This is a genomic window from Rhodoferax sp. AJA081-3, assembly GCF_017798165.1.
Taxonomy (GTDB): Bacteria; Pseudomonadota; Gammaproteobacteria; order Burkholderiales; family Burkholderiaceae_C; genus Allorhodoferax.
Window position 1 is genome coordinate 248,388 of the sequence record NZ_CP059068.1, and the last position, 21,155, is coordinate 269,542.

Sequence of the window (21,155 nt, forward strand, 5' to 3'; positions counted from 1 at the left end):
ATGAATTTCTACGGTGTCACCGATATCTGGACCTACGTGGTGGGGGCGATCGGCATTATTTTGCTGCCCGGTCCCAATTCGCTGTTCGTGTTGTCGGTGGCAACGGCGCGCGGGGTAAAGGCCGGTTACCAGGGCGCCATGGGCGTTTTTGTGGGCGACACCATTTTGCTGATGTTGACCGCGCTGGGGGCAGCCAGCCTGTTGCGCGGCAACCCGGCCTTGTTCATGGTTGTCAAATACGCTGGCGCTGCGTACCTGGCATGGTTGGGCCTCAACCTGTTGTGGGCTGCCATCCAGAAATGGCGCAGCGCGCAGGTTCCCGAGGCACAGGCGACCGCAGAAGCCCCGGCCAATCTGGCGCACCCGTTTAAACGGGCACTGGTCATCAGCCTGCTGAATCCCAAAGCGATCTTGTTTTTGCTGTCGTTTTTTGTGCAGTTCATTGACCCGACCTACGAGACGCCTGCCGTGCCGTTTTTGATACTGAGCACCATCGTCATGGTCTTCAGTGCCCTGTATTTGTCTGCACTGATTTTTGCCGGTGCCCGCTTGGCCCAGTTGTTCCGTGCCCGCAAGCGCTTGTCCAGTGCGTTGTCCAGTTCCGTGGGCGGCCTGTTTTTGTGGTTTGGCGCCAAGCTCGCCACCGCAAGCCTGAATTGATTGAATAGTAAAGAGCAGAGAAGAAGAAATGCCAAAACGTACCGACATCCAAAGCATCCTCATCATCGGCGCCGGCCCCATCATCATCGGCCAGGCCTGTGAGTTCGATTACTCCGGCGTGCAGGCCTGCAAGGCACTGCGCGAAGAGGGCTACCGCGTCATCCTGATCAACAGCAACCCCGCGACAATCATGACCGACCCGGCCACGGCGGATGTGACCTACATCGAGCCCATCACCTGGCAGACGGTAGAGAAGATCATCGCCAAGGAAAAGCCCGATGCGATCCTGCCGACCATGGGCGGCCAGACCGCGCTGAACTGCGCGCTGGACCTTTGGCACAACGGCGTGTTGGCCAAGTACACCGGTGCTGCCACCGGCAAGCCGGTGGAGCTGATCGGCGCCACACCCGAGGCCATCGATAAAGCAGAAGACCGCTTGAAGTTCAAGGATGCCATGACCAAGATCGGTCTGGGCTCCGCGCGTTCCGGCATTGCCCACAGCATGGCCGAGGCTTGGGAAGTGCAAAAGACACTGGGTTTCCCCACGGTTATCCGCCCTAGCTTCACACTGGGCGGCACGGGCGGCGGCATTGCCTACAACCCCGAAGAATTTGAAGTCATCTGCAAGCGCGGCCTGGAAGCCTCGCCTACCAACGAGCTGCTGATCGAAGAATCGCTGTTGGGCTGGAAAGAGTACGAGATGGAAGTGGTGCGCGACAAGGCGGACAACTGCATCATTGTCTGCTCCATCGAGAATTTGGACCCCATGGGTGTGCACACCGGCGACTCCATCACCGTGGCACCGGCGCAAACGCTGACCGACAAGGAATACCAGATTCTGCGCAATGCATCGCTGGCAGTGCTGCGCGAAATCGGTGTGGACACCGGCGGATCGAACGTGCAGTTCTCCATCAATCCGGATGACGGCCGCATGGTTGTCATCGAGATGAATCCGCGTGTGTCGCGTTCGTCTGCCTTGGCTTCCAAAGCCACGGGTTTCCCCATCGCCAAGATTGCGGCCAAGCTGGCCGTGGGCTTCACACTGGACGAGCTGCGCAATGACATCACCGGTGGTGCAACTCCTGCATCGTTTGAGCCCAGCATCGACTACGTGGTCACCAAGATTCCACGTTTTGCCTTCGAAAAATTCCCCGCTGCTGACAGCCGCCTCACGACACAGATGAAGTCCGTGGGTGAGGTCATGGCCATGGGCCGCACCTTCCAGGAATCCTTCCAGAAAGCCCTGCGTGGTCTGGAAGTGGGCGTGGATGGTTTGAACGAAAAAACGCAAGACCGCGAAGTGCTGGAAAAAGAGCTGGGCGAGCCCGGCCCAGAGCGCATCTGGTACGTGGGTGATGCCTTTGCCCAGGGTCTGAGCGTGGACGAAGTTTTTGCGCTGACCAAAATCGACCGCTGGTTTCTGGTGCAGATCGAACAAATCGTCAAGATTGAACTGGAGATTGAACGTCTGCCGCAACCTGCCAGCGGCACGGCCTTTGACAAGATCGACGCGGCCACGCTGCGCAGCCTCAAGCAAAAAGGTTTCTCGGACCGCCGCCTGGCGCGCCAGTTCAAGACCACCGACAAGGCCATCCGCGAAAAGCGCCGCGCTTTAGGCGTGCGCCCGGTCTACAAACGGGTCGACACCTGCGCCGCCGAGTTCGGCACCAACACCGCCTACATGTATTCGACTTACGAGTCCGAGGGCGCGGAGTGTGAAGCCGAGCCGACCACCAACAAGAAGATCATGGTGCTGGGCGGGGGCCCGAACCGTATTGGCCAGGGTATCGAGTTTGACTACTGCTGCGTGCACGCGGCGCTGGCCATGCGCGAAGACGGTTACGAGACCATCATGGTCAACTGCAACCCCGAGACCGTGTCCACGGACTACGACACCAGCGACCGCCTGTACTTCGAGCCACTGACGCTGGAAGACGTGCTCGAAATCGTCGACAAGGAAAAACCGGTTGGTGTTATCGTGCAATATGGCGGCCAGACGCCCTTGAAGCTGGCGCTGGATCTGGAAGCCAATGGCGTGCCCATCATCGGCACCAGCCCCGACATGATCGACGCCGCCGAAGACCGTGAGCGTTTCCAGAAACTGCTGCACGAACTGAAGCTGCGCCAGCCACCGAACGCCACGGCCCGTACCGAACCCGAGGCGCTGGAAAAGGCTGCCGCACTGGGTTACCCCCTGGTCGTGCGCCCCAGTTATGTGCTGGGTGGCCGCGCCATGGAAATCGTCCACGAGCAGCGCGACCTGGAGCGTTATATGCGCGAAGCGGTCAAGGTCAGCCATGATTCCCCAGTGCTGCTGGACCGTTTTTTGAATGATGCGATTGAGTGTGATGTGGACTGCATCCGCGATGCCACCGGCGTGACCTTTATCGGTGGTGTCATGGAACACATCGAACAAGCCGGCGTGCACAGTGGTGACTCTGCCTGTTCGCTGCCACCGTACAGCCTGAGTGCTGCCACAGTGACCGAAATCAAGCGCCAGACCGCCGCCATGGCCGCTGCGTTGAACGTGGTAGGCCTGATGAATGTGCAGTTTGCCATCCAAAGTGTGGATGGCAAGGATGTGATCTACGTGCTGGAAGTCAACCCCCGCGCCTCACGTACCGTACCGTTTGTGTCCAAAGCGACCGGCATCCAGCTGGCCAAGGTGGCGGCACGTTGCATGGTGGGCCAGTCACTGGCGTCCCAAGGCGTCACCCAAGAGGTGACACCGCCGTATTTCAGCGTCAAGGAAGCCGTATTCCCGTTTGTGAAGTTCCCCGGTGTGGATACCATCCTCGGACCCGAGATGAAGTCCACCGGTGAAGTCATGGGCGTGGGCAAGACCTTTGGCGAAGCCTTTGTGAAATCGCAACTGGGTGCAGGCACACGGCTGCCACGCACTGGCAAGGTGTTTTTGACCGTCAAAAACAACGACAAGACCCGTGCCATTGGTGTGGCGCGGGCATTGGTTGATCTGGGATTCACGCTGGTGGCTACCAAGGGCACGGCGGCTTCCATCAGTGCGGCCGGTGTGCCCTGCGCAGTGGTCAACAAAGTGGCCGAAGGCCGCCCCCACATTGTGGACATGATCAAGAACGAAGAAATCGCGATGGTCATCAACACGGTGGAAGAGCGCCGCAACGCCATTGCCGACTCGCGCCAGATCCGCACATCCGCGCTGCTGGCACGGGTGACGACCTACACCACCATTGCCGGTGCCGAAGCAGCAGTGGAGGGCATGAAGTACCTGGACAAACTGGATGTGATCTCGGTGCAGGAAATGCACGCCTTGTTGCAAGCCTAAGTGGCCAGAACATTGGCATAATCCAGTCAGTTGTGAAGGACAGTGCAGCGCGTAGGCGTTGCGCTGTCCTTGTTACTTTTACGGGCCGAATTCGGCCTTTGTTTACTCCGAATATTCTGGTTTTTAAACTATGGCAACCTTTCCTATTACCAAGCGTGGCGCCGAACTGCTCAAGGCCGAGTTGCACAAACTCAAGACCGTGGAGCGTCCTGCGGTGATTGCGGCTATATCCGAAGCCCGTGCCCAGGGCGACCTGAGTGAAAACGCCGACTACGATGCGGCCAAGGAGCGCCAGGGGTTTATTGAAGGCCGTATCCAGGAAATCGAAGGCAAGTTGGGTGTTGCCCAGGTCATTGACCCCTCTTCCATCCACGCCGAAGGCCGCGTGGTGTTTGGCGCCACGGTCGAGCTGGAAGACGAAGAGTCAGGCGACCGCGTCAAATACCAGATCGTGGGTGAGGATGAGGCCGACATCAAACTGGGCCTCATCAACATCAGCAGCCCGATTGCCCGTGCCTTGATCGGCAAGGAAGAAGGCGACACGGCGGTGGTGTTTGCCCCCGGCGGCGAGCGCGCCTACGAAGTCGTGGCGGTGCACTACATCTGATCGGCGCGGACCGCTACATGCGTAATGTGCCCGTTTGGGTCGCGGCTGTTTGGTGGGGGAGTCTGAGCACCCTGGGTTTTTTTGTTGTGCCCATGCTGTTTATGCACCTGCCAACGCCGGCTATGGCTGGAACCATGGCTGCCAAGCTTTTCAGCGCCCAGACGGCCATCTCTACGGGAAGTGGCATGGTCCTGCTGATGCTCTTTAGATCAAACAAGGCTCTAGCCCCCGTCAATATTGTACAGGCTGCTACACTTTTTGTAGTGGGTGGCGTGCTGATGGCACTGTTGGTCGAGTTTGCTGTTGCGCCACGCATCGTCGCCCGCGAAAACCTGGCCTTGTGGCACGGCGTTGGAACGGGGATGTATGTGGTGCAGTGGCTCTGCGCTGCGGTTGTGTTTGGCAAGCTGGCCAAACGAACCTGAAGTAGCCCGCCGTGGCAGGCGACAACCCCCTTGATCAGTTTGAGGACAGAGCTACGCTTCGCTTCGGTCTGTCCCGCAAAGTTTCAGGTTTGGCTGCGTTTCTTCACGCTGACCTGTGGCTTGGGCTTGGCACGTTTCACATTGCCGCCTGCTGTCAGTCGCTGGTTACCCAAAACGCGCAGGGTTTTGACTTCTGGCCGCTGACCCGCACGTTTGCTGTACTTTAAAACCTTGACGTCGCGGGGTCCCGCCATGCGGTCTTCGTCCACGGTTTTTTCTTTCTCGACCTTGGGGCGCCACAACACCAGCAACTTGCCGATGTGTTGAATGGGCGCTGCGTTGAGTTCTTCGGCCAAGGCCTGGAACATGGCTTCGCGGGCCACACGGTCGTCGGAGAATACGCGGACCTTGATCAGCCCGTGGGCATTGAGGGCAGCGTCAATTTCTTTTTTGACGTTGTCGGTCATACCGTCGTTACCTACCATGACCACGGGGTCCAGGTGGTGTGCTTCGGCACGGTGTTCTTTGCGCTGGGCAGGGGTCAGTTGAATTAGGGGCATACCTGTATTATCGGTTGAACGGAAACAGGGCGGTAGAGCCGTCCCTTTAGAAAGTACCCATGAAAACCAAAGCCGGCAACAAAAAGGTCAACAAGGCCTGGCTACACGACCATATCAACGACCCCTACGTCAAATTGGCGACCCGGGAAGGCTACCGCGCGCGCGCCGCCTACAAACTCAAAGAGATCGACGAAACCCTGGGTTTGATCAAACCAGGCTACCTGGTGGTGGACCTGGGCTGCACACCCGGCGCGTGGAGCCAATACGTGCGCAGGCGCCTGTCACCCACCGGTGCGGCGGTGGGGGCGCTGAACGGCACCATCATTGGCCTGGACCTGCTACCCATGGAGCCCATCGAGGGTGTGACCTTTATCCAGGGCGACTTCCGGGAGGCCGATGTGTTGGCCAAGCTGGAGCAGGCTTTGCAAGGCCGCCAGGCGGACTTGGTGGTGTCGGATATGGCCCCCAATTTGTCAGGCATCTCCTCTGCGGATGCGGCACGTATTGAACACCTGGTCGAACTGGCGATTGAATTCGCCCAAAACCATATGAAACCCCAGGGCGCGCTGGTCGCCAAGGTGTTCCATGGCGGCAGTTACAACGACGTGGTGCAACACTTCAAAGCCGCCTTTGACGTGGTGAAACCGCTCAAACCCAAGGCTTCACGCGACCGCTCGTCCGAGACGTTTTTGGTGGGGTTGGGGTTGAAGCGGCAGGGCGGGTAACCGTCTCCGTGCGCCCGGTGTCGGGACACGACAGTTACATAAGCTTGCGGTATATGGGGCTTAAAACTGCAAAAAGCCGCGTTGCACACCTTGAAACGCCTAAAATGCGACTCAGATATGCACAGTGTCCTAGTCTGTGCCCCTATTGGAGCTTCGCTTGAATAATCAGTGGTTTTCTAAAGTTGCAGTGTGGTTGGTGATTGGCCTGGTGCTTTTCACCGTGTTCAAGCAATTTGACAAAGGCGGTGTCGCCGGTGCCAGCATGATGGGGTATTCGGACTTCCTTGAAGAAGTGCGAAACAAACACATCAAGAGTGCCATCATCCAGGAGGGTCCGGGCGGCACCGAAATTCTGGCCATCACCACCGATGACCGCAAGATTCGATCCACGGCCACCTACCTGGACCGCGGTCTGGTCGGTGACCTAATCAGCAACAACGTCAAGTTCGACGTCAAACCCCGTGAAGAAAGCTCGCTCTTGACCACCCTGTTGGTCAGCTGGGGCCCCATGCTCTTGCTGGTTGGCGTGTGGATTTATTTCATGCGGCAGATGCAGGGCGGCGGCAAAGGCGGGGCATTCAGCTTTGGCAAGAGCAAGGCGCGTCTGCTCGACGAAAACACCAATACCGTGACCTTTGCCGATGTGGCCGGTTGCGACGAAGCCAAGGAAGAAGTCAAGGAAGTTGTCGACTTCCTGAAAGACCCGAGCAAATTCCAGAAACTGGGCGGCCGTATTCCCCGCGGTTTGCTGCTGGTGGGCCCGCCCGGAACCGGTAAAACCCTGCTGGCCAAGTCCATCGCCGGTGAAGCCAAGGTGCCGTTCTTCAGCATTTCGGGTTCTGATTTTGTGGAAATGTTTGTCGGCGTGGGTGCATCCCGCGTGCGCGATATGTTCGACAACGCCAAGAAAAACGCACCGTGCATCATCTTTATCGATGAAATTGACGCCGTGGGCCGCCAGCGTGGCGCAGGCCTGGGTGGTGGCAATGACGAGCGTGAACAAACCCTGAACCAGATGCTGGTCGAGATGGACGGTTTTGAAACCAATGTCGGTGTCATCGTGGTGGCAGCCACCAACCGCCCTGACATTCTGGACGCTGCGCTGCTGCGTCCCGGTCGATTCGACCGTCAGGTTTATGTGACCCTGCCCGATATCCGTGGCCGTGAGCAGATCCTGGCCGTACACATGCGCAAGGTTCCCTTGGGCCAGGATGTGAACCCCAACACCATTGCCCGGGGCACACCCGGTATGTCGGGCGCCGATCTGGCCAACCTGTGTAACGAAGCCGCCCTGATGGCCGCCCGCCGCAATGCCCGTGTGGTGGAGATGCAGGATTTTGAAAAGGCCAAGGACAAAATCTTCATGGGCCCCGAGCGCAAGAGCATGGTCATGCCCGAGGAAGAGCGCCGCAACACGGCCTACCACGAGTCCGGCCATGCCCTGATTGGCAAGATGCTGCCCAAGTGTGACCCTGTGCACAAGGTCACCATCATTCCCCGTGGCCGTGCCCTGGGTGTGACCATGAGCCTGCCTTCGCAAGACCGCTACAGCTACGACAGCGAATACATGCTGAACCAGATCAGCATGTTGTTCGGTGGCCGTATCGCCGAAGAAGTGTTCATGAACCAGATGACCACTGGCGCCAGCAACGACTTTGAACGAGCGACCCACATTGCACGCGACATGGTCACGCGTTACGGCATGACCGACGCCCTGGGTCCCATGGTGTATGCCGAAAACGAAGGTGAAGTCTTCCTGGGTCGCTCGGTGACCAAGACCACCAATATGAGCGAGCAGACCATGCAAAAGGTCGACTCCGAAGTGCGGCGCATCATCGACCAGCAGTACACACTGGCACGCAAGCTGATTGAGGACAACAAAGACAAGATGCACGCCATGGCCAAAGCCTTGCTGGAGTGGGAAACCATTGACAGCGACCAGCTGGACGACATCATGGCTGGCAAGGAGCCACGTCCTCCCAAGGACTGGACGCCCCGCGCGCCCGGCCCATCCGGTGGTGGCGGTAGCGGCGGTGCACCCGCAGTGGCGGCTGATCCGACCCCCACCGCCGCCTGATAATGGTTTGAACCTTAAGCAGACGGGGCCTTGTGCCCCGTTTTCTTATTTCTGGAACGTGTTGGGAGTTGATATCCATGCAATGGCAAACCGGCCGCTACCTGGTTGATCTGGCTTCGCCCAAAGTCATGGGCATTGTCAACGTGACGCCGGACTCGTTTTCCGACGGTGGACAACATGCCAGCCGCCAAGCCGCGTTGGCACATTGCGAACGCTTGGTCAAAGACGGAGCGGACATCCTCGACATCGGTGGAGAATCCACGCGCCCTGGCGCGCAGGAGCTGCCGGTGGAGGAGGAGCTGGAGCGTGTGTTGCCCGTGGTGCGCCACGCGGTCACCCTGGGTGTGCCGGTATCGGTGGACACCTACAAGCCCCAGGTCATGCAGGCCGTGCTGGACCTGGGTGCCGACATCATCAACGACGTATGGGCCCTGCGCTGGGCCGGTGACACCAGTGGCCGCACGGGTGCGGATGTGGTCAGCCAGCACCGCAGCTGTGGCGTGTGCCTGATGCATATGCACCGCAACCCGCAGACCATGCAGGCCGCACCCATGGAGGGTGATTTGATGCCACAGGTGCTATCGTTTCTAGAGCATTCTGCCCAGCATTTACGGGGGCTAGGGGTCGAAATGACCCGCATCTGTATTGACCCAGGCATTGGTTTTGGTAAAACGGTGCAACAGAATTTTGCGCTACTGGCGCAACAGGCTGCCTTGTTGCCCATGGGGTATGCCGTGCTGGCGGGTTGGTCGCGCAAGTCCTCACTGGCTGCGGTGACCGAGCGCTCGTTGTCTACGGTTGCCACGTTGGATGTCCGTGACCGTTTGGTGCCCAGCGTGACCGCCGCCTTGCTGGCGGTGCAAAACGGTGCCCACGTGGTGCGGGTGCATGACGTACGGGAGACGGTGCAGGCACTTAAGGTATTCAGCGCCATGCAGCAACAATGCTGATGGTGGTTCAGGTTTTTAGAAAAGCAGACACATTCACATGACACGACAATATTTCGGCACCGACGGCATCCGTGGCACGGTGGGCCAGGCCCCCATTACCCCTGACTTTGTGATGCGCCTGGCCCATGCCGTAGGCCGCGTCCTCAAACGGACGGAGGCCCGCCCCACGGTGCTGATTGGCAAAGACACCCGCATTTCCGGCTACATGCTGGAGAGTGCACTGGAAAGCGGGTTCAATTCCGCCGGTGTCGATGTGGTGCTGCTGGGGCCACTGCCCACACCGGGCGTGGCCTACCTGACGCGTGCACAGCGCGCCTCGCTGGGAGTGGTCATCAGCGCCAGCCACAACCCTTTTGCTGACAATGGCATCAAATTCTTCAGCGCCCAAGGCACCAAACTCTCTGACGCCTGGGAGCTGGCGGTAGAAGCCGCGGTGGAAGAGCCCCCCGTGTGGGCCGATTCGGCGTCGCTGGGCAAGACGCGGCGCCTGGACGATGCCGCTGGCCGTTATATCGAGTTTTGCAAGAGCACCTTTGCCAATGACCTGACCCTGAAAGGCATGCGCATAGTGGTGGATGCCGCCCACGGAGCGGCCTACCATATCGCGCCCAAGGTTTTCCACGAACTCGGTGCCGAGGTGGTTGCCATTGGCTGCACGCCCGACGGCCTGAACATCAACCATGACGTGGGTGCCACCCATCCCGCGGCACTGGTGGCTGCGGTCAAGGACCACCGGGCTGACTTTGGCGTGGCGCTGGATGGTGACGCCGACCGCCTGCAGGTGGTGGATGCACAGGGCCGCCTGTACAACGGCGACGAGCTGCTGTACCTGATGGCCGACGAGCGCTTGGGCCGCGACGAACACGTGCCCGGTGTGGTGGGCACGCTGATGACCAACATGGCGGTTGAAGTGGCGCTCAAGGCCCGTGGTGTGCAGTTTGTGCGGGCCAAGGTCGGTGACCGTTATGTGCTGGAAGAGCTGGAAAAGCACCACTGGATACTGGGCGGCGAAGGCTCGGGCCACTTGTTGGCGCTGGACAAACACACCACCGGTGACGGCCTGATATCGGCCCTGCAGGTGCTGCAGGCCCTGCAACGCAGCGGCAAGACACTGGCGCAGTTGCTGGCCGATGTAACGCTGTTCCCCCAAACCCTGATCAATGTGCGGCTCAAGCCCGGCCAGGACTGGAAGACCAATGTGCGCATGGAGCAGGAAACCCGCGCCGTGGTGGCCGAGCTGGGCGACACCGGCCGTGTCTTGATACGCCCCAGTGGCACCGAGCCCTTGCTGCGCGTGATGGTGGAGGCGCGCGACGCCGTGCAGGCCAAAACCTGCGCCCAGCGTATTGCCGACACCCTGGCCAGCTGAGAAACACGCCACATGACAAAAACGGATAACGCCACAGCCACACCGGTCTCCACCTCGGTCCAGGTGGTGCGCGCCGACTACGCCAACCCGGTCCACGCACAAGCCTTGGTGGACTTGCTCGATGCTTACGCCCGCGATCCCATGGGGGGAGCCCACCCCCTGAGCGACTTTGCCAAGGCCAACCTGGTGCAGGCACTGGCGGCGCGCCCCCAGGCCTACAGCGTGTTGGCCCTTGACGGTGAACATGCCATTGGACTGGTGAACTGCATCGAAGGATTCTCCACCTTTGCCTGCCGTCCCCTGGTCAATGTGCACGACGTGGCCGTGTTGGCCAGCCACCGCGGACGCAAAGTGGCGGAAAAGATGCTGGCCCTGGCGGAATCCATAGCGGTAGAGCGCGGCGCCTGCAAGCTGACACTGGAGGTGTTGTCTGGCAATACCGGCGCCTGCCGGCTCTACCAGCGGCTGGGATTTGCCAATTACCAGCTCGATCCCGCCATGGGACATGCACAATTTATGCAGAAGTGGTTAGACTGAGGGGCCACGCCCTGGTTTGACACCCTCCACAGAAGGGGGCTCAATAGTTTGGGCACCGTCAGGAGGGAGCCCCATGACTACGCCAAGCCACAAACAACCGATTGCGCTGGTTGAAGACGATCCGCTGATGGGATCGTTGGTTGTCCAGATGCTGGGTCTGCATGACCTGCCGACAGACCACTACCAGACTGGGTTTGCGTTCCTTAAAAGCAGCGCCTTGCAGAATTATGAGACCGCCATCCTGGACCTGTCCCTGCCCGATATCGACGGTTTTGATCTCATCGACGCATTGGCCGACCTCGCGACCCATATCGATCTGGTGCTCATCAGCGGACGCGGCCATGCCACCCTGGACAGTGCGCGCCTGGTGGCCGAGGGATTGGGCCACACCGTGCTGGCCACCCTGAACAAACCCTTTTCCAGCCAGGAGCTGTGCATGGCCCTCAAGCTGGAGGCAGCCTTTGCCCATACGACGCAAAGCAGCCCCTTCGCCTAGTCGTACCAGGCCCTCAGTGCCTCGGCGTGCAACTTGGCCCGCGCATCACCTGTGGGCACCCAGCGTGTGTGGCTGGCGGAAGCACGGCACAAAAAATCCAGCAGAGACAAATGCCTGCGCAGCACGCGGTGTTGGCGGTGGGCGATCAGCGGGTTGAAGATGCCTTTGAGCGAAAACACCTGGCGCGGGTTTTTCTTGATCCAGAGCCACGAACCCATCTCCAGCGTCAGCGGCAGGAACATGCGCGCTGGGTCCGTGCAGGCTTCCAGGTACAGGTAGTCCCAGATATCCCCATGGGCCAGGTATTGCAGGCTTTGCGGCTCGAACACATAGGGGTGGTGGCTGTAGGTTTGCAAAAACACGTCTTTGAGTGCCTGCATCTCCGCCAGGTGGGTGATCGGTTTGCGGGTGTGGGCGTAGGGCAGCCAGATGCGGTCGCTGGCGCCAAAACCCGAGTGGCAGTCCAGCGCCATGCTGAAGGGGCGTGATAACAATTCGCTGCGCACTTCGGCACACAGCGCCAGGTTCTCGGCCTCCATGGGTCGGTCGGCCAGCCCGCGGTACCAGGGCAGGGTGGCGCTGATGCGTTGGCCACCGACCAGGAACGGCACCTTGTCCACCGCATCCACCGGCGCGTTGCGCATCAGGTCCACACCCTGGGGGTTGGCACGTGTACCCATCAGCATGCCGCCCGGGTTGACGATGGGCATAAACAACAGTCTGACCGACTCCAACTGGCTGTGCAGTGTGGCATCCCACTGCAGGCGCATCACCAGGTTGTGCAAAAACGCGATGACCACCTCGGCGCCAATGCGCTCCAGACCGTGTACGCCACCGAAAAAACCGATGGCGGGCACGTCGGGGTCAGGGTTGCCCAGACCGATGGCGTAGACGGGCAGGGCGGTGCCCGCAGGGGATGTCACCTGGTGCACCACCTTGACCTGCAGGTGGGGTGCGCCCAGGTCCAGGATGCGCTCCAGGGCTTCGAGTTCCGGCAGATGGGTGGCTAACACGTAGGGCTTGGTATGGGGTTTGTCGCCCCAGCATAGTCTGCAAACCACGTTTGTCTGGCATGGCACAGTGCCGCCCTGGGGTATGGTCGTTTGACGCACGCCTGTCACAAACGACCGCTAGCCTAAGGGCTCCTACAACCACGCAATAGGAGACTGCCATGATCTGGAAACTCTTGGGCTTGCAAAAGAAGCTGGATGCCCTGTTTGACGATGGCTGGGTCAGCCTGGGCCTGCCCACCGAACGCAGCGCTGCTGCCAAGGGCTGATGCCATGCGCCGCTTGTATGTATTGAGCAGCATCACCTGGGGTGTCGTGGAGCTGCTGGCCCTGCAGCGTTCGCGCTTGCAGGCGTGGAGGCAGAGAAGTTAGTAAGAACGGGCTGTAGCCCCCGATTTTGCTAGATGTATTGCTATCGTTTGAATAGCTAATACGTTGCGTCCATACTACGGCCGCAACGTATCCAGGAAGCTGGCGTATTGCTGCGCCGTGGCGCTGGGCGCCTCCATCATCGGCAAGTGCCCCACGCCGGCCAGCACTTCAATCTGCGGGTTCTTCAGGCGGTTGCGCAGCAACTCGGCGCCGGATGCATCAAAAACCTGGTCCTGGCCACCCCACAAAACCAGCGTGGGCTGCTGCAGCCCGGTGATGCGACCGTCCAGCAGGTAGCGGTCTTTCAGCTGCGCATTCCACAGGCGCATATTCGAGTCGGCGTTGCGCAATGCCGCCTGCTCGGTGGCCTGCAGGATGGGGTAGGGCAGAAAAGGCTGTTTGGCGAACACCAGATCCATCATCTGCGCAAACTCGGCCGTGTTGTGTGCGATCAGGGGCGCCTTGCCCGCATCGATCAATCCGTCCATGCGGCTGGGCTGTGGCGAGCGTATGCCGTGTGGTGCACCAATCAAGGCCACGCTGGCCACGCGCTCCGGGTGGGCAACGGCAAACAGCACGGCGATGGTTCCGCCCATGGAATTGCCGGCCAGGTGCACGCGGCGCACACCCAGGGCATCCAGCAGGTTTTTGAGGCGGTCGGTCTGCGCCGCATAGTCGTAGGTCTGGTCAGGCAGGCGGCCACTCTCACCAAAGCCGGGCAGGTCGGGCGCGATGATGCGGTAACGGCCGGTGAGCGGGCGTGCAAAGTCTACCCAGTGGTCTTTCTCCGCAAAAATGCCGTGCAGCAGGACCAGGGGCTCTTTGCCAGCGTCGCCCACGCCGCCCTCCAGGTAATGCACGGCATGCGGTCCCACGGTGATGGTTTTCTCCGACAGACCGGACAGGGCCCGGTTCACATCCAGCAGCGGCTGGGTGAAGTGCTGCGGCAGGCTGTAGTAGGCCACGGCCAGCGGGGACAATACAAACAACAAGACGATGGTCAAACCAAGGGCAAAACGTTTCAAAACAAATCTCCGGGCTAAGGTGTCGATCAAACAGACGGACCAAGGCTACGCGAACCATCCCCAGAAAACTTGTATGTTTAGGCTATGTGTGCAACACCCACCAACACCCTGACCCTGGGCGCCAACCGTGCGCTGTACCAGGGCGAGCTGCCGGCCACCGGCTGGCACCGCCATGCGTCACCCGTGCTGCTGATGGGTTTGTCGGGTCGTTTTGCGCTGCACCTGCCCCCAAACGGTTTAGGCGGAAGTTGCGTTGTGCAGACCTGCCACAGTGCCCTGGTCGATACCGGTGTGGAGCATGTATTTGACCCTTGTGGTGAGCAGGTGGTGACCATGTACCTGGAGCCTGACTCGCCCGAGGCCCGCAGCCTGCGCCCGCACTTTGCGGCGCAGGGTGGCGTGATTTTTGACCCGGCAGTGGCGGTGCAGTCGCGCAGCAGCATGGACGCCTATTTGCGCAGCTTCGACCTGCCGTCGCTGTTGCAGCTGGATTGCCCGGCGATGGCCCCGCTGGACAGCCGCGTGGCCCGCAGCCTGCTGGTCCTGCGCCAAACCGGTGGGCTTGTTGCGGGGCGCGACGCGGCAGCGGCCATGGCCCACCTGTCGGCATCCCGTTTCAACCACCTGTTCCGTGCCGAGATGGGTGTCAGCTTTCGCAGCTACCGGGTCTGGTCGCAGGTGCGTGCGGCCATGGTGGCGCTGGCTGCCAACCCCACACTGACACATGCTGCGCTGGATGCGGGTTTTGTGGATTCATCCCACTTCAGCCGCATGTTCCGCCAGACCTTTGGCATGACGCCGTCCAGCGTGCTCAAGCCCCTGAAAGAGATTGCGCGGATTTAGTCGGGTGCGCTGCCGCGCAGACATGCGCTTCATCCATAATCAAAATCCGTACTCCCTAACACCCTCGGTATCTCCATGCCCCCACGCTGGCTCGCCACCCTGCAGCAGGCACACCGGTGTTTTCAATGCCGCCTGTGGTTGCTGTTGTGTGCCAGCGTGTTGTTGGCCACGCAAGCCCTGGCGGGCGAACGTGCGCTGGACACCAGCCGCATGGACAACCGCCCGGTCTCGTTGACGGAGTATTTTGCGGTGCTGGAAGACCCTGGCAAGGCGCTGGGTGTGCAGGATGTGCAAAGGCCCGGTGTCGCCAGCCGTTTTACCGGTGGCACGGCATCGGGTGAATCACTGAATATTTCTTATACCGCGTCGGCCATCTGGTTGCGCCTGCATCTGCAGAACACCAGCGCCGCCCCGCTGGTGCGCATGCTGGAGATTGCCAACCCGCTGCTGGCCGAACTGACGCTGTACCAGCCGGTAGACGGCCGGGGCTACCAGGCCCTGGAGACGGGTTATGCGCTGCCTTTTGCTGCACGCCCCCACGCCAGCCGGTTTTTTGTGTTGCCCATTGCGCTGCCGGCCCATGCTGACCAGGCGCTGTACCTGCGGGTTGCCACACCCAATGCCATGATCCTGCCCGCCAAGCTGTGGGAGCCACAGGCCTTCCACGCGCATGAGCGGTCCGACTATGTCTTCCAGGCCCTGTACTTTGGTGCCGCCCTGGCCATCATCCTGTACAACCTGATGCTGTTTGTGGCCCTGCGGGATACCAGTTACCTGTTGTACGTGGTGTCAGCCGCCTTCAGCGCACTCACGGTGGCCGCCTTTGTGGGCGTGGGCACGGAATACATTTGGGGCGACCGCCCGCAGATCACCATGTTGGCGACCAATGTGTCGCTGGCCATTGCGCTGACGGCCTTCCTGTTGTTTACCCGGCGCATGTTGTTCACTGCCGAACGTGTGCCCCGGTTGGACCAGCTGTTGAAGCTGTTTGTGCTGGTCAACATCGCGTTTTGCGGCCTGCTGGTGCTGTGGTTTGGGCACTTTGCGCGCCTGTTTGTCATCAACTACGCCCTGACTGCCGTGCTGCTGCTGGTCACCGGCACGGTGTGCGCCTTCAAACGCGAGCGTAGCGCGTATTACTTCATGGCAGCTTTTGTGGTGGTGCTGCTGGCGCTGGCCATGTTGTCCATGCGGCAACTGGGCATTTTGCCCACCAATGCCTTGACGACATCGGGTGCGCAGATCGGCTCGGCGCTGGAGATGCTGCTGTTGTCCTTTGCGCTGGCAGACCGCTACAACGTGATTCGCCGCGAGAAGGAAGCCGCGCAGCAGCGCCTGGTGGAAAACCTGCGCACCTCCGAGGCCAACCTGGAAGAGCGGGTGGCCGAGCGCACCCAGGCGCTGCAAGTCCTTAACCAGCGCCTGGAGGCCTTGAGCACCACCGACGGGCTGACCGGCATCGCCAACCGCCGCCAGTTTGACAAACTGCTGGCCAATGAATGGCTGCGTTGCACACGCCTGGCCCAGCCCCTTGCGCTGGCCATGGTAGACATTGACTGGTTCAAGAAATACAACGACTGTTATGGTCACCAGGCGGGTGACGAATGCCTGCGCAATTTCTCGCGCATCCTGGCCGCCACGGTGTGCCGCAGCGGCGATATGGTGGCCCGGTATGGTGGTGAAGAGTTTGTGTTTTTCGCCCCAGCCACCGATGCCGAAGGGGCCTTGAACATGGCGCAGAAAGTCTGTGAAGAATTGCAGGCCGCGGCGTTGCCCCACGCGTTTTCCATCTTTGGCATCGTGACGGCCAGCATCGGTGTGGCCGTCATGGTGCCGCGCGAAGGCCAAGACCCCAGCGCGCTGATCCAGGCTGCAGACGCATCGCTGTACCTGGCCAAGACCCAGGGCCGCAACCGTGCGGTGTTGGCGGCCATGGTGGCCTAACGGCCCAAACGGTGGCCGACCTGGCGGTGCCGTTTTACCGGTTTTGCGTTTGCCCCACGGCTACACCACGTAAAAATTCCAACAAACTGGGGTCCACCGGGAGGCCGGCGGCAATGGCCAGTGCCTGCTGCACATCGCGCTGCGATCCCATTTCGTTTTGCAGTTGGCTGGCCTGCAGGTGCCAGTGTTTGGCACGCCGCTGGGGCAGCAGCGGGCGCAAGGCCTCTATGCCATAGCGCAGGCGCTTGGCCAGGATGCGCGTGCGGTGGGCGCTGTCGGCATCGGTAGTTCGGGCCAAAGCGGCTTTCAATTGGCTGTGCCAATGCCGGATGTGTTGCCGGGCCCAGTCTTGCAGGCTGTTTTTGGGGTCGACCACGGCGTCCTGCGCCAGCTGCGCCAGGTCACTTTCGAGCCATTGGGTGAGCGCCAGCAGGGCTGCGCCGGTCTGGGGTTGACTCAGCGCGTGGTGCAGCCTGTCGCGTTGCTGGTCTGCGGCATGTGCCAGGGCCTGTTCCATGGCGCGCCAATGGCCCTGGCGTGTTCGGTCACCGTCGGTGTAGGCATTGGCCAGCATGGGCAGCGTTTCCAGGCTGGCCACTTCCAGGTCGCGCAGGGCGCCAAGTGCATCCAGCAGGGGGCGCAGGGATTGCAGCTCGGGCGGTGTGCTGGCATGGGTGAATGCCTGGAACAGTTTCAGGCTGGTTTTGAAACGCCGCCAGCCAACACGGGCCTGGTGCACCAGCTCGGGGTCGTCCGCATGCTGCAGGTTGTTCAGGTTGGTCGTGAAATGGGAGAACGCCTCACGCAGCACGTGCAGTGCCGCCACGGGCGTGGCCATGTCTGTGGTCAGCACAGGGGGCTTGGCCTGCCGGGGCGCATGCGATGGATTGGTTGGCAAGGCCAGCTTGGGTTGAATGTCCATGGAAAACAGCCTTCTATGGTGTGGATTGTGCTATTACTTGTATAGCGACATCCTTAGACTATTCGGGGGCTACAGCCATATTTTGCTTAAAAGACCCAGCGTAGGCTACCGTCCCATGTGGGTGTGTACCACCGTTTGGACATTCCATTCTATGGACTAGACATGACGCGCCCATGGCCCCAAGGCAAGTTTTTTCGCGTGCGCCATGTCACACAACTGCCATCGAACTGACGTGAACCCGTCACTTCGGGCTCTCACAATCGCCGCACAACAAGCACGATGGAGAGCAGCAAATGGGAAAACATCTGGATGCAGCCGTAGAGTTTGGCAAGTCGCTTGCGACGTCTGCCAGCCGCCCGACCCATGACTTTGAGCAGCAGTGCCTGCGCATCCTGCGCTGTACGGCGCAGGCGCTGGCCAATAGCCCCGGTGGACTGCGCTTCAAGGCCGGTACCCAGCCTTGGCTGGATGCGCTGACCGAGCGACGTGCCAATGTGCACCTGAGCATGCAACAAGGGAGCTGAATATGGCAGACAACTTTGGCATCAACATGGCCCAAGCTGCTGCAGCCTCCCGCGAATCCACTGGCGCGCTGGGTATCCAGCGCCCAGAGGGTGTGCAAATGGCGCCGTCCCAGCCGCTGGCGATCAAGGTCTTCTGGGCCCAGCACCTGGACGAAGTGCGCGCCGCCCAGCGCCTGCGTTACGACATCTTTGCCGGTGAAATGGGCGCCCGCCTCAGCACCACACTGCCGGGCCACGACATCGATCTGTTTGACAACTTCTGTGAACACCTGTTGGTGTGTGACGAGATCACCGGCCAGGTCATCGGCACCTACCGCGTGTTGACGCCGGTGCAGGCCCAGCGTGTGGGCAGCACCTACAGCGATACCGAATTTGATTTGACCCGTCTGCGGTCCCTGCGTGAGCGCATGGTGGAGCTGGGCCGCAGCTGTGTGCACAAGGACTTCCGCCACGGCGGCGTGATCATGGCGCTGTGGGGTGCCTTGGGCGCCTTCATGGTGCGTAACCAGTTGGACACCATGATCGGCTGCGCCAGTATTCCCATGCTGCACAACGGCGTGGTCAGTGGTGACCTGGCGGCCAGCATCTGGCGCAAGGTGGCCGCCACCCACCTGGCACCGATTGAATACCATGTGCGGCCCCGTCTGCCGCTGCCGATCGAACAGCTAGACGCGTCGCTGGATGTGGAGCCTCCTGCGCTGATCAAGGGGTATCTGCGCCTGGGCTCCAAGGTGCTGGGCCCCCCGGCCTGGGACCCAGACTTCAACTCGGCCGACCTGCCCATGCTGATGCGGCTGGAAGACCTGCCCGCGCGGTACCGCAAACACTTTCTGGGGGCCTGATGCGCGCCGGCCCCGACGCCTTTGCCCCGCTGATGCAGGGCATGTTCGCCGGTGCACATTCCGACAGAAAGGACGACGATGACGACGACAAACCGGGCCGCCGCTACCGCGCCATTTTTGTCTCCGACATCCACTTGGGCACCGCGGGCTGCCAGGCCCAGGCGCTGCTGGGTTTCTTGAAGGCCCACCCCAGCGACACGCTGTACCTGGTGGGCGATATTGTGGACGGCTGGCAGCTGCGCCGGCGCTGGTACTGGCCGCAGTCGCACAACGACGTGGTGCAAAAGCTATTACGCCGGGCACGCAAGGGCTGCAAGGTCATTTTTATCCCCGGCAACCACGACGAGTTTGCACGTGGCTTTTTGGGCCATGAGTTTGGTGGCATTGAAGTGCGCGAAGATGCGGTGCACACCACGGCCGATGGCCGGCGCCTGTGGATCACCCACGGGGATTACTTTGACGGCGTGATCCAGTGTGCCAAATGGCTGGCCTTTTTGGGTGACAACCTTTACGAGTTCACGCTCAGACTGAACCGACACCTCAACAACCTGCGCGGGCGTATGGGGCTGCCCTACTGGTCGCTCTCGGCCTATCTGAAGCAGAAGGTCAAGACTGCGCTGAACTACGTGACCGACTTTGAGGTGGCGGTGGCCAATGCCGCGCGTTCACTGGGCCATGACGGCGTGGTGTGTGGCCATATCCACCGGGCAGAGATGCGCGACATCAACGGCATCTTGTACTGCAACGACGGCGACTGGGTGGAAAGCCGCAGTGCCCTGGTCGAGCACATGGATGGTCGCCTGGAGCTCATTTATTGGAACGCAGAACAGACCAGCACGGCGCTGGTGCATAGCGCTCAGGAGGTAGCCGCATGAAGTTGGCACTGGTAACGGATGCCTGGCAACCCCAGGTCAATGGTGTGGTGACCACGCTGGTGGAGCTGGTGCGCGAGATGGAGGTATTGGGCCACCAGGTGGAGGTGATACACCCCGGTCTGTTTGACACCCGGCCTTGCCCGGGGTACGCCGGTATCGACCTGGCCGTGCGGCCCGCCAAGGCCTTGGCACGCCGTCTGGACGCCATTGGCGCCGATGTGATCCACTTGGCCACCGAAGGCCCACTGGGTTGGGCGGCACGGCGCTACTGCCTGCGCCGCGGCCTGTCGTTCACCACGGCCTTCCATACCCGATTCCCCGAAATTTTGAAGGCGGCCATCGGCTTGCCGCTGTGGATCGGTTACGCGTTGTTTCGCCACTTCCACCGGCCGTCCTCTGGCGTTCTGGTGCCTACCGACAACGTGTTGCGCATGCTGCAGGCGCGCGGCTTTCGCAACCTGCGCAACTGGACACATGGTGTGGATGTGCGGCTGTTCCAGTACCAGGAAGAGCCCCAGGTCTATGCGCCGCTGGGGGTGTTGGCACGGCCGGTGTCCCTGTATGTGGGTAGGGTGTCGTACGAGAAAAACATTGAAGCGTTTCTGCGCCTGGATGTACCCGGCACCAAGGTGGTGTGTGGGGTAGGGCCCTTGGAGGCCAACCTGCGCGAACGCTATCCCCATGTCCGCTGGTTGGGCGTGTTGCCCCGCGGCGTGCTGGCCCAGGTCTATGCCGCGGCCGATGTGTTTGTCATGCCCAGCCGCTCCGAAACCTTTGGCCTGGTCATGCTGGAGGCAATGGCCTGTGGCACACCCGTGGCCGCTTACCCGGTGGATGGTCCGCTGGAAGTGGTAGGTGAGCCCGCCTGCGGAGGCGCCCTACACGCCGACCTGGCCAGCGCCTGGTACCAGGCGCTGAGCATTCCACGGCATGCGGCGCGGGCACGGGCGCAGGCCTTCAGTTGGGTCCACGCATCCCATCTGTTTGTGGGGCATCTGGTGCCGGCCCATCACGATGCACCAGGGGGTAAGGAACTTCCCGTTCACACAACTGTCACACAACTGTCATCCCGTTCGTAAACAATTCTT

At 61.0% G+C, this 21,155-nt stretch carries 20 protein-coding genes; 16 read left to right on the top strand and 4 right to left on the bottom strand.

The window, feature by feature from the left end; translation table 11 throughout:
* The 4 genes from leuE to HZ993_RS01210 all read left to right on the top strand — a co-directional run bounded on the left by leuE (position 1) and on the right by HZ993_RS01210 (position 4,996).
* The gene (gene leuE, locus HZ993_RS01195) at positions 1-660 is read left to right on the top strand and encodes a leucine efflux protein LeuE (RefSeq protein ID WP_209395459.1); all 660 of its coding nucleotides are present in this window, start codon (positions 1-3) and stop codon (positions 658-660) included.
* A 28-nt stretch (positions 661-688) separates the two neighbouring features.
* The gene (gene carB, locus HZ993_RS01200; RefSeq protein ID WP_209395460.1) at positions 689-3,964 is read left to right on the top strand and encodes a carbamoyl-phosphate synthase large subunit; all 3,276 of its coding nucleotides are present in this window, start codon (positions 689-691) and stop codon (positions 3,962-3,964) included.
* A 130-nt stretch (positions 3,965-4,094) separates the two neighbouring features.
* The gene (gene greA, locus HZ993_RS01205) at positions 4,095-4,571 is read left to right on the top strand and encodes a transcription elongation factor GreA (RefSeq protein WP_209395461.1); all 477 of its coding nucleotides are present in this window, start codon (positions 4,095-4,097) and stop codon (positions 4,569-4,571) included.
* Positions 4,572-4,588: 17 nt separating this feature from the next.
* A complete protein-coding gene (locus tag HZ993_RS01210) occupies positions 4,589-4,996 on the top strand; it encodes a DUF4149 domain-containing protein (protein ID WP_209395462.1) in 408 nt (135 codons plus the stop codon).
* A gap of 83 nt (positions 4,997-5,079) precedes the next feature.
* On the opposite strand, the gene yhbY is transcribed toward HZ993_RS01210, so the two are convergent.
* On the bottom strand, positions 5,080-5,556 hold the full coding sequence (yhbY, locus tag HZ993_RS01215; protein ID WP_209395463.1) for a ribosome assembly RNA-binding protein YhbY: 477 nt from the start codon (positions 5,554-5,556) through the stop codon (positions 5,080-5,082).
* Between the two features lie 59 nt (positions 5,557-5,615).
* On the opposite strand from yhbY, the gene HZ993_RS01220 reads away from it, so the two are divergent.
* The 6 genes from HZ993_RS01220 to HZ993_RS01245 all read left to right on the top strand — a co-directional run bounded on the left by HZ993_RS01220 (position 5,616) and on the right by HZ993_RS01245 (position 11,710).
* Entirely contained in the window at positions 5,616-6,281 is a 666-nt protein-coding gene (locus tag HZ993_RS01220) for an RlmE family RNA methyltransferase (RefSeq protein WP_209395464.1), read from the top strand.
* A gap of 157 nt (positions 6,282-6,438) precedes the next feature.
* Entirely contained in the window at positions 6,439-8,358 is a 1,920-nt protein-coding gene (ftsH, locus tag HZ993_RS01225; RefSeq protein ID WP_209395465.1) for an ATP-dependent zinc metalloprotease FtsH, read from the top strand.
* 77 nt (positions 8,359-8,435) lie between these two features.
* Complete coding sequence (gene folP, locus HZ993_RS01230) at positions 8,436-9,308, top strand: dihydropteroate synthase (protein WP_209395466.1); 873 nt, start codon at positions 8,436-8,438, stop codon at positions 9,306-9,308.
* A gap of 37 nt (positions 9,309-9,345) precedes the next feature.
* Positions 9,346-10,677 (top strand): phosphoglucosamine mutase, encoded by a 1,332-nt coding sequence (glmM, locus tag HZ993_RS01235; protein ID WP_209395467.1) that lies wholly within the window; start codon positions 9,346-9,348, stop codon positions 10,675-10,677.
* A gap of 12 nt (positions 10,678-10,689) precedes the next feature.
* Positions 10,690-11,214: a GNAT family N-acetyltransferase gene (locus tag HZ993_RS01240; protein WP_209395468.1), complete on the top strand. Its 525-nt coding sequence runs from the start codon at positions 10,690-10,692 to the stop codon at positions 11,212-11,214.
* A 73-nt stretch (positions 11,215-11,287) separates the two neighbouring features.
* Positions 11,288-11,710: a response regulator gene (locus tag HZ993_RS01245; RefSeq protein WP_209395469.1), complete on the top strand. Its 423-nt coding sequence runs from the start codon at positions 11,288-11,290 to the stop codon at positions 11,708-11,710.
* Here the strand turns inward: HZ993_RS01245 and HZ993_RS01250 are convergent.
* Positions 11,707-12,723 carry a M14 family zinc carboxypeptidase gene (locus HZ993_RS01250; protein ID WP_209395470.1) on the bottom strand — a complete coding sequence of 339 codons (1,017 nt, stop codon included), beginning with the start codon at positions 12,721-12,723 and terminating at the stop codon, positions 11,707-11,709. The two genes, HZ993_RS01245 and HZ993_RS01250, sit on opposite strands and share 4 nt — an antisense overlap.
* A gap of 443 nt (positions 12,724-13,166) precedes the next feature.
* Positions 13,167-14,117: an alpha/beta fold hydrolase gene (locus HZ993_RS01255; RefSeq protein ID WP_245213772.1), complete on the bottom strand. Its 951-nt coding sequence runs from the start codon at positions 14,115-14,117 to the stop codon at positions 13,167-13,169.
* 84 nt (positions 14,118-14,201) lie between these two features.
* Between HZ993_RS01255 and HZ993_RS01260 the strand changes: the two genes are divergently transcribed.
* Complete coding sequence (locus HZ993_RS01260; RefSeq protein WP_209395471.1) at positions 14,202-14,960, top strand: helix-turn-helix domain-containing protein; 759 nt, start codon at positions 14,202-14,204, stop codon at positions 14,958-14,960.
* A gap of 75 nt (positions 14,961-15,035) precedes the next feature.
* Positions 15,036-16,904 (top strand): diguanylate cyclase, encoded by a 1,869-nt coding sequence (locus tag HZ993_RS01265; protein ID WP_209395472.1) that lies wholly within the window; start codon positions 15,036-15,038, stop codon positions 16,902-16,904.
* 34 nt (positions 16,905-16,938) lie between these two features.
* Here the strand turns inward: HZ993_RS01265 and HZ993_RS01270 are convergent, their stop codons facing one another.
* Positions 16,939-17,826 (bottom strand): CHAD domain-containing protein, encoded by an 888-nt coding sequence (locus tag HZ993_RS01270; protein ID WP_209395473.1) that lies wholly within the window; start codon positions 17,824-17,826, stop codon positions 16,939-16,941.
* 293 nt (positions 17,827-18,119) lie between these two features.
* On the opposite strand from HZ993_RS01270, the gene HZ993_RS01275 reads away from it, so the two are divergent.
* From HZ993_RS01275 to HZ993_RS01290, 4 genes are all read left to right on the top strand, one after another.
* Positions 18,120-18,350, top strand: a complete 231-nt coding sequence (locus tag HZ993_RS01275) for a hypothetical protein (RefSeq protein WP_209395474.1) — start codon at positions 18,120-18,122, stop codon at positions 18,348-18,350.
* Positions 18,351-18,448: 98 nt separating this feature from the next.
* Positions 18,449-19,192 (top strand): GNAT family N-acetyltransferase, encoded by a 744-nt coding sequence (locus HZ993_RS01280; RefSeq protein ID WP_245213941.1) that lies wholly within the window; start codon positions 18,449-18,451, stop codon positions 19,190-19,192.
* Complete coding sequence (locus HZ993_RS01285) at positions 19,192-20,067, top strand: UDP-2,3-diacylglucosamine diphosphatase (protein WP_371816957.1); 876 nt, start codon at positions 19,192-19,194, stop codon at positions 20,065-20,067. Before HZ993_RS01280 ends, HZ993_RS01285 begins: the two co-directional genes overlap by 1 nt.
* On the top strand, positions 20,064-21,146 hold the full coding sequence (locus HZ993_RS01290; RefSeq protein WP_209395475.1) for a glycosyltransferase family 1 protein: 1,083 nt from the start codon (positions 20,064-20,066) through the stop codon (positions 21,144-21,146). The genes HZ993_RS01285 and HZ993_RS01290 overlap by 4 nt, the downstream gene beginning before the upstream one ends.
* The last annotated feature ends 9 nt before the right edge of the window (positions 21,147-21,155 follow it).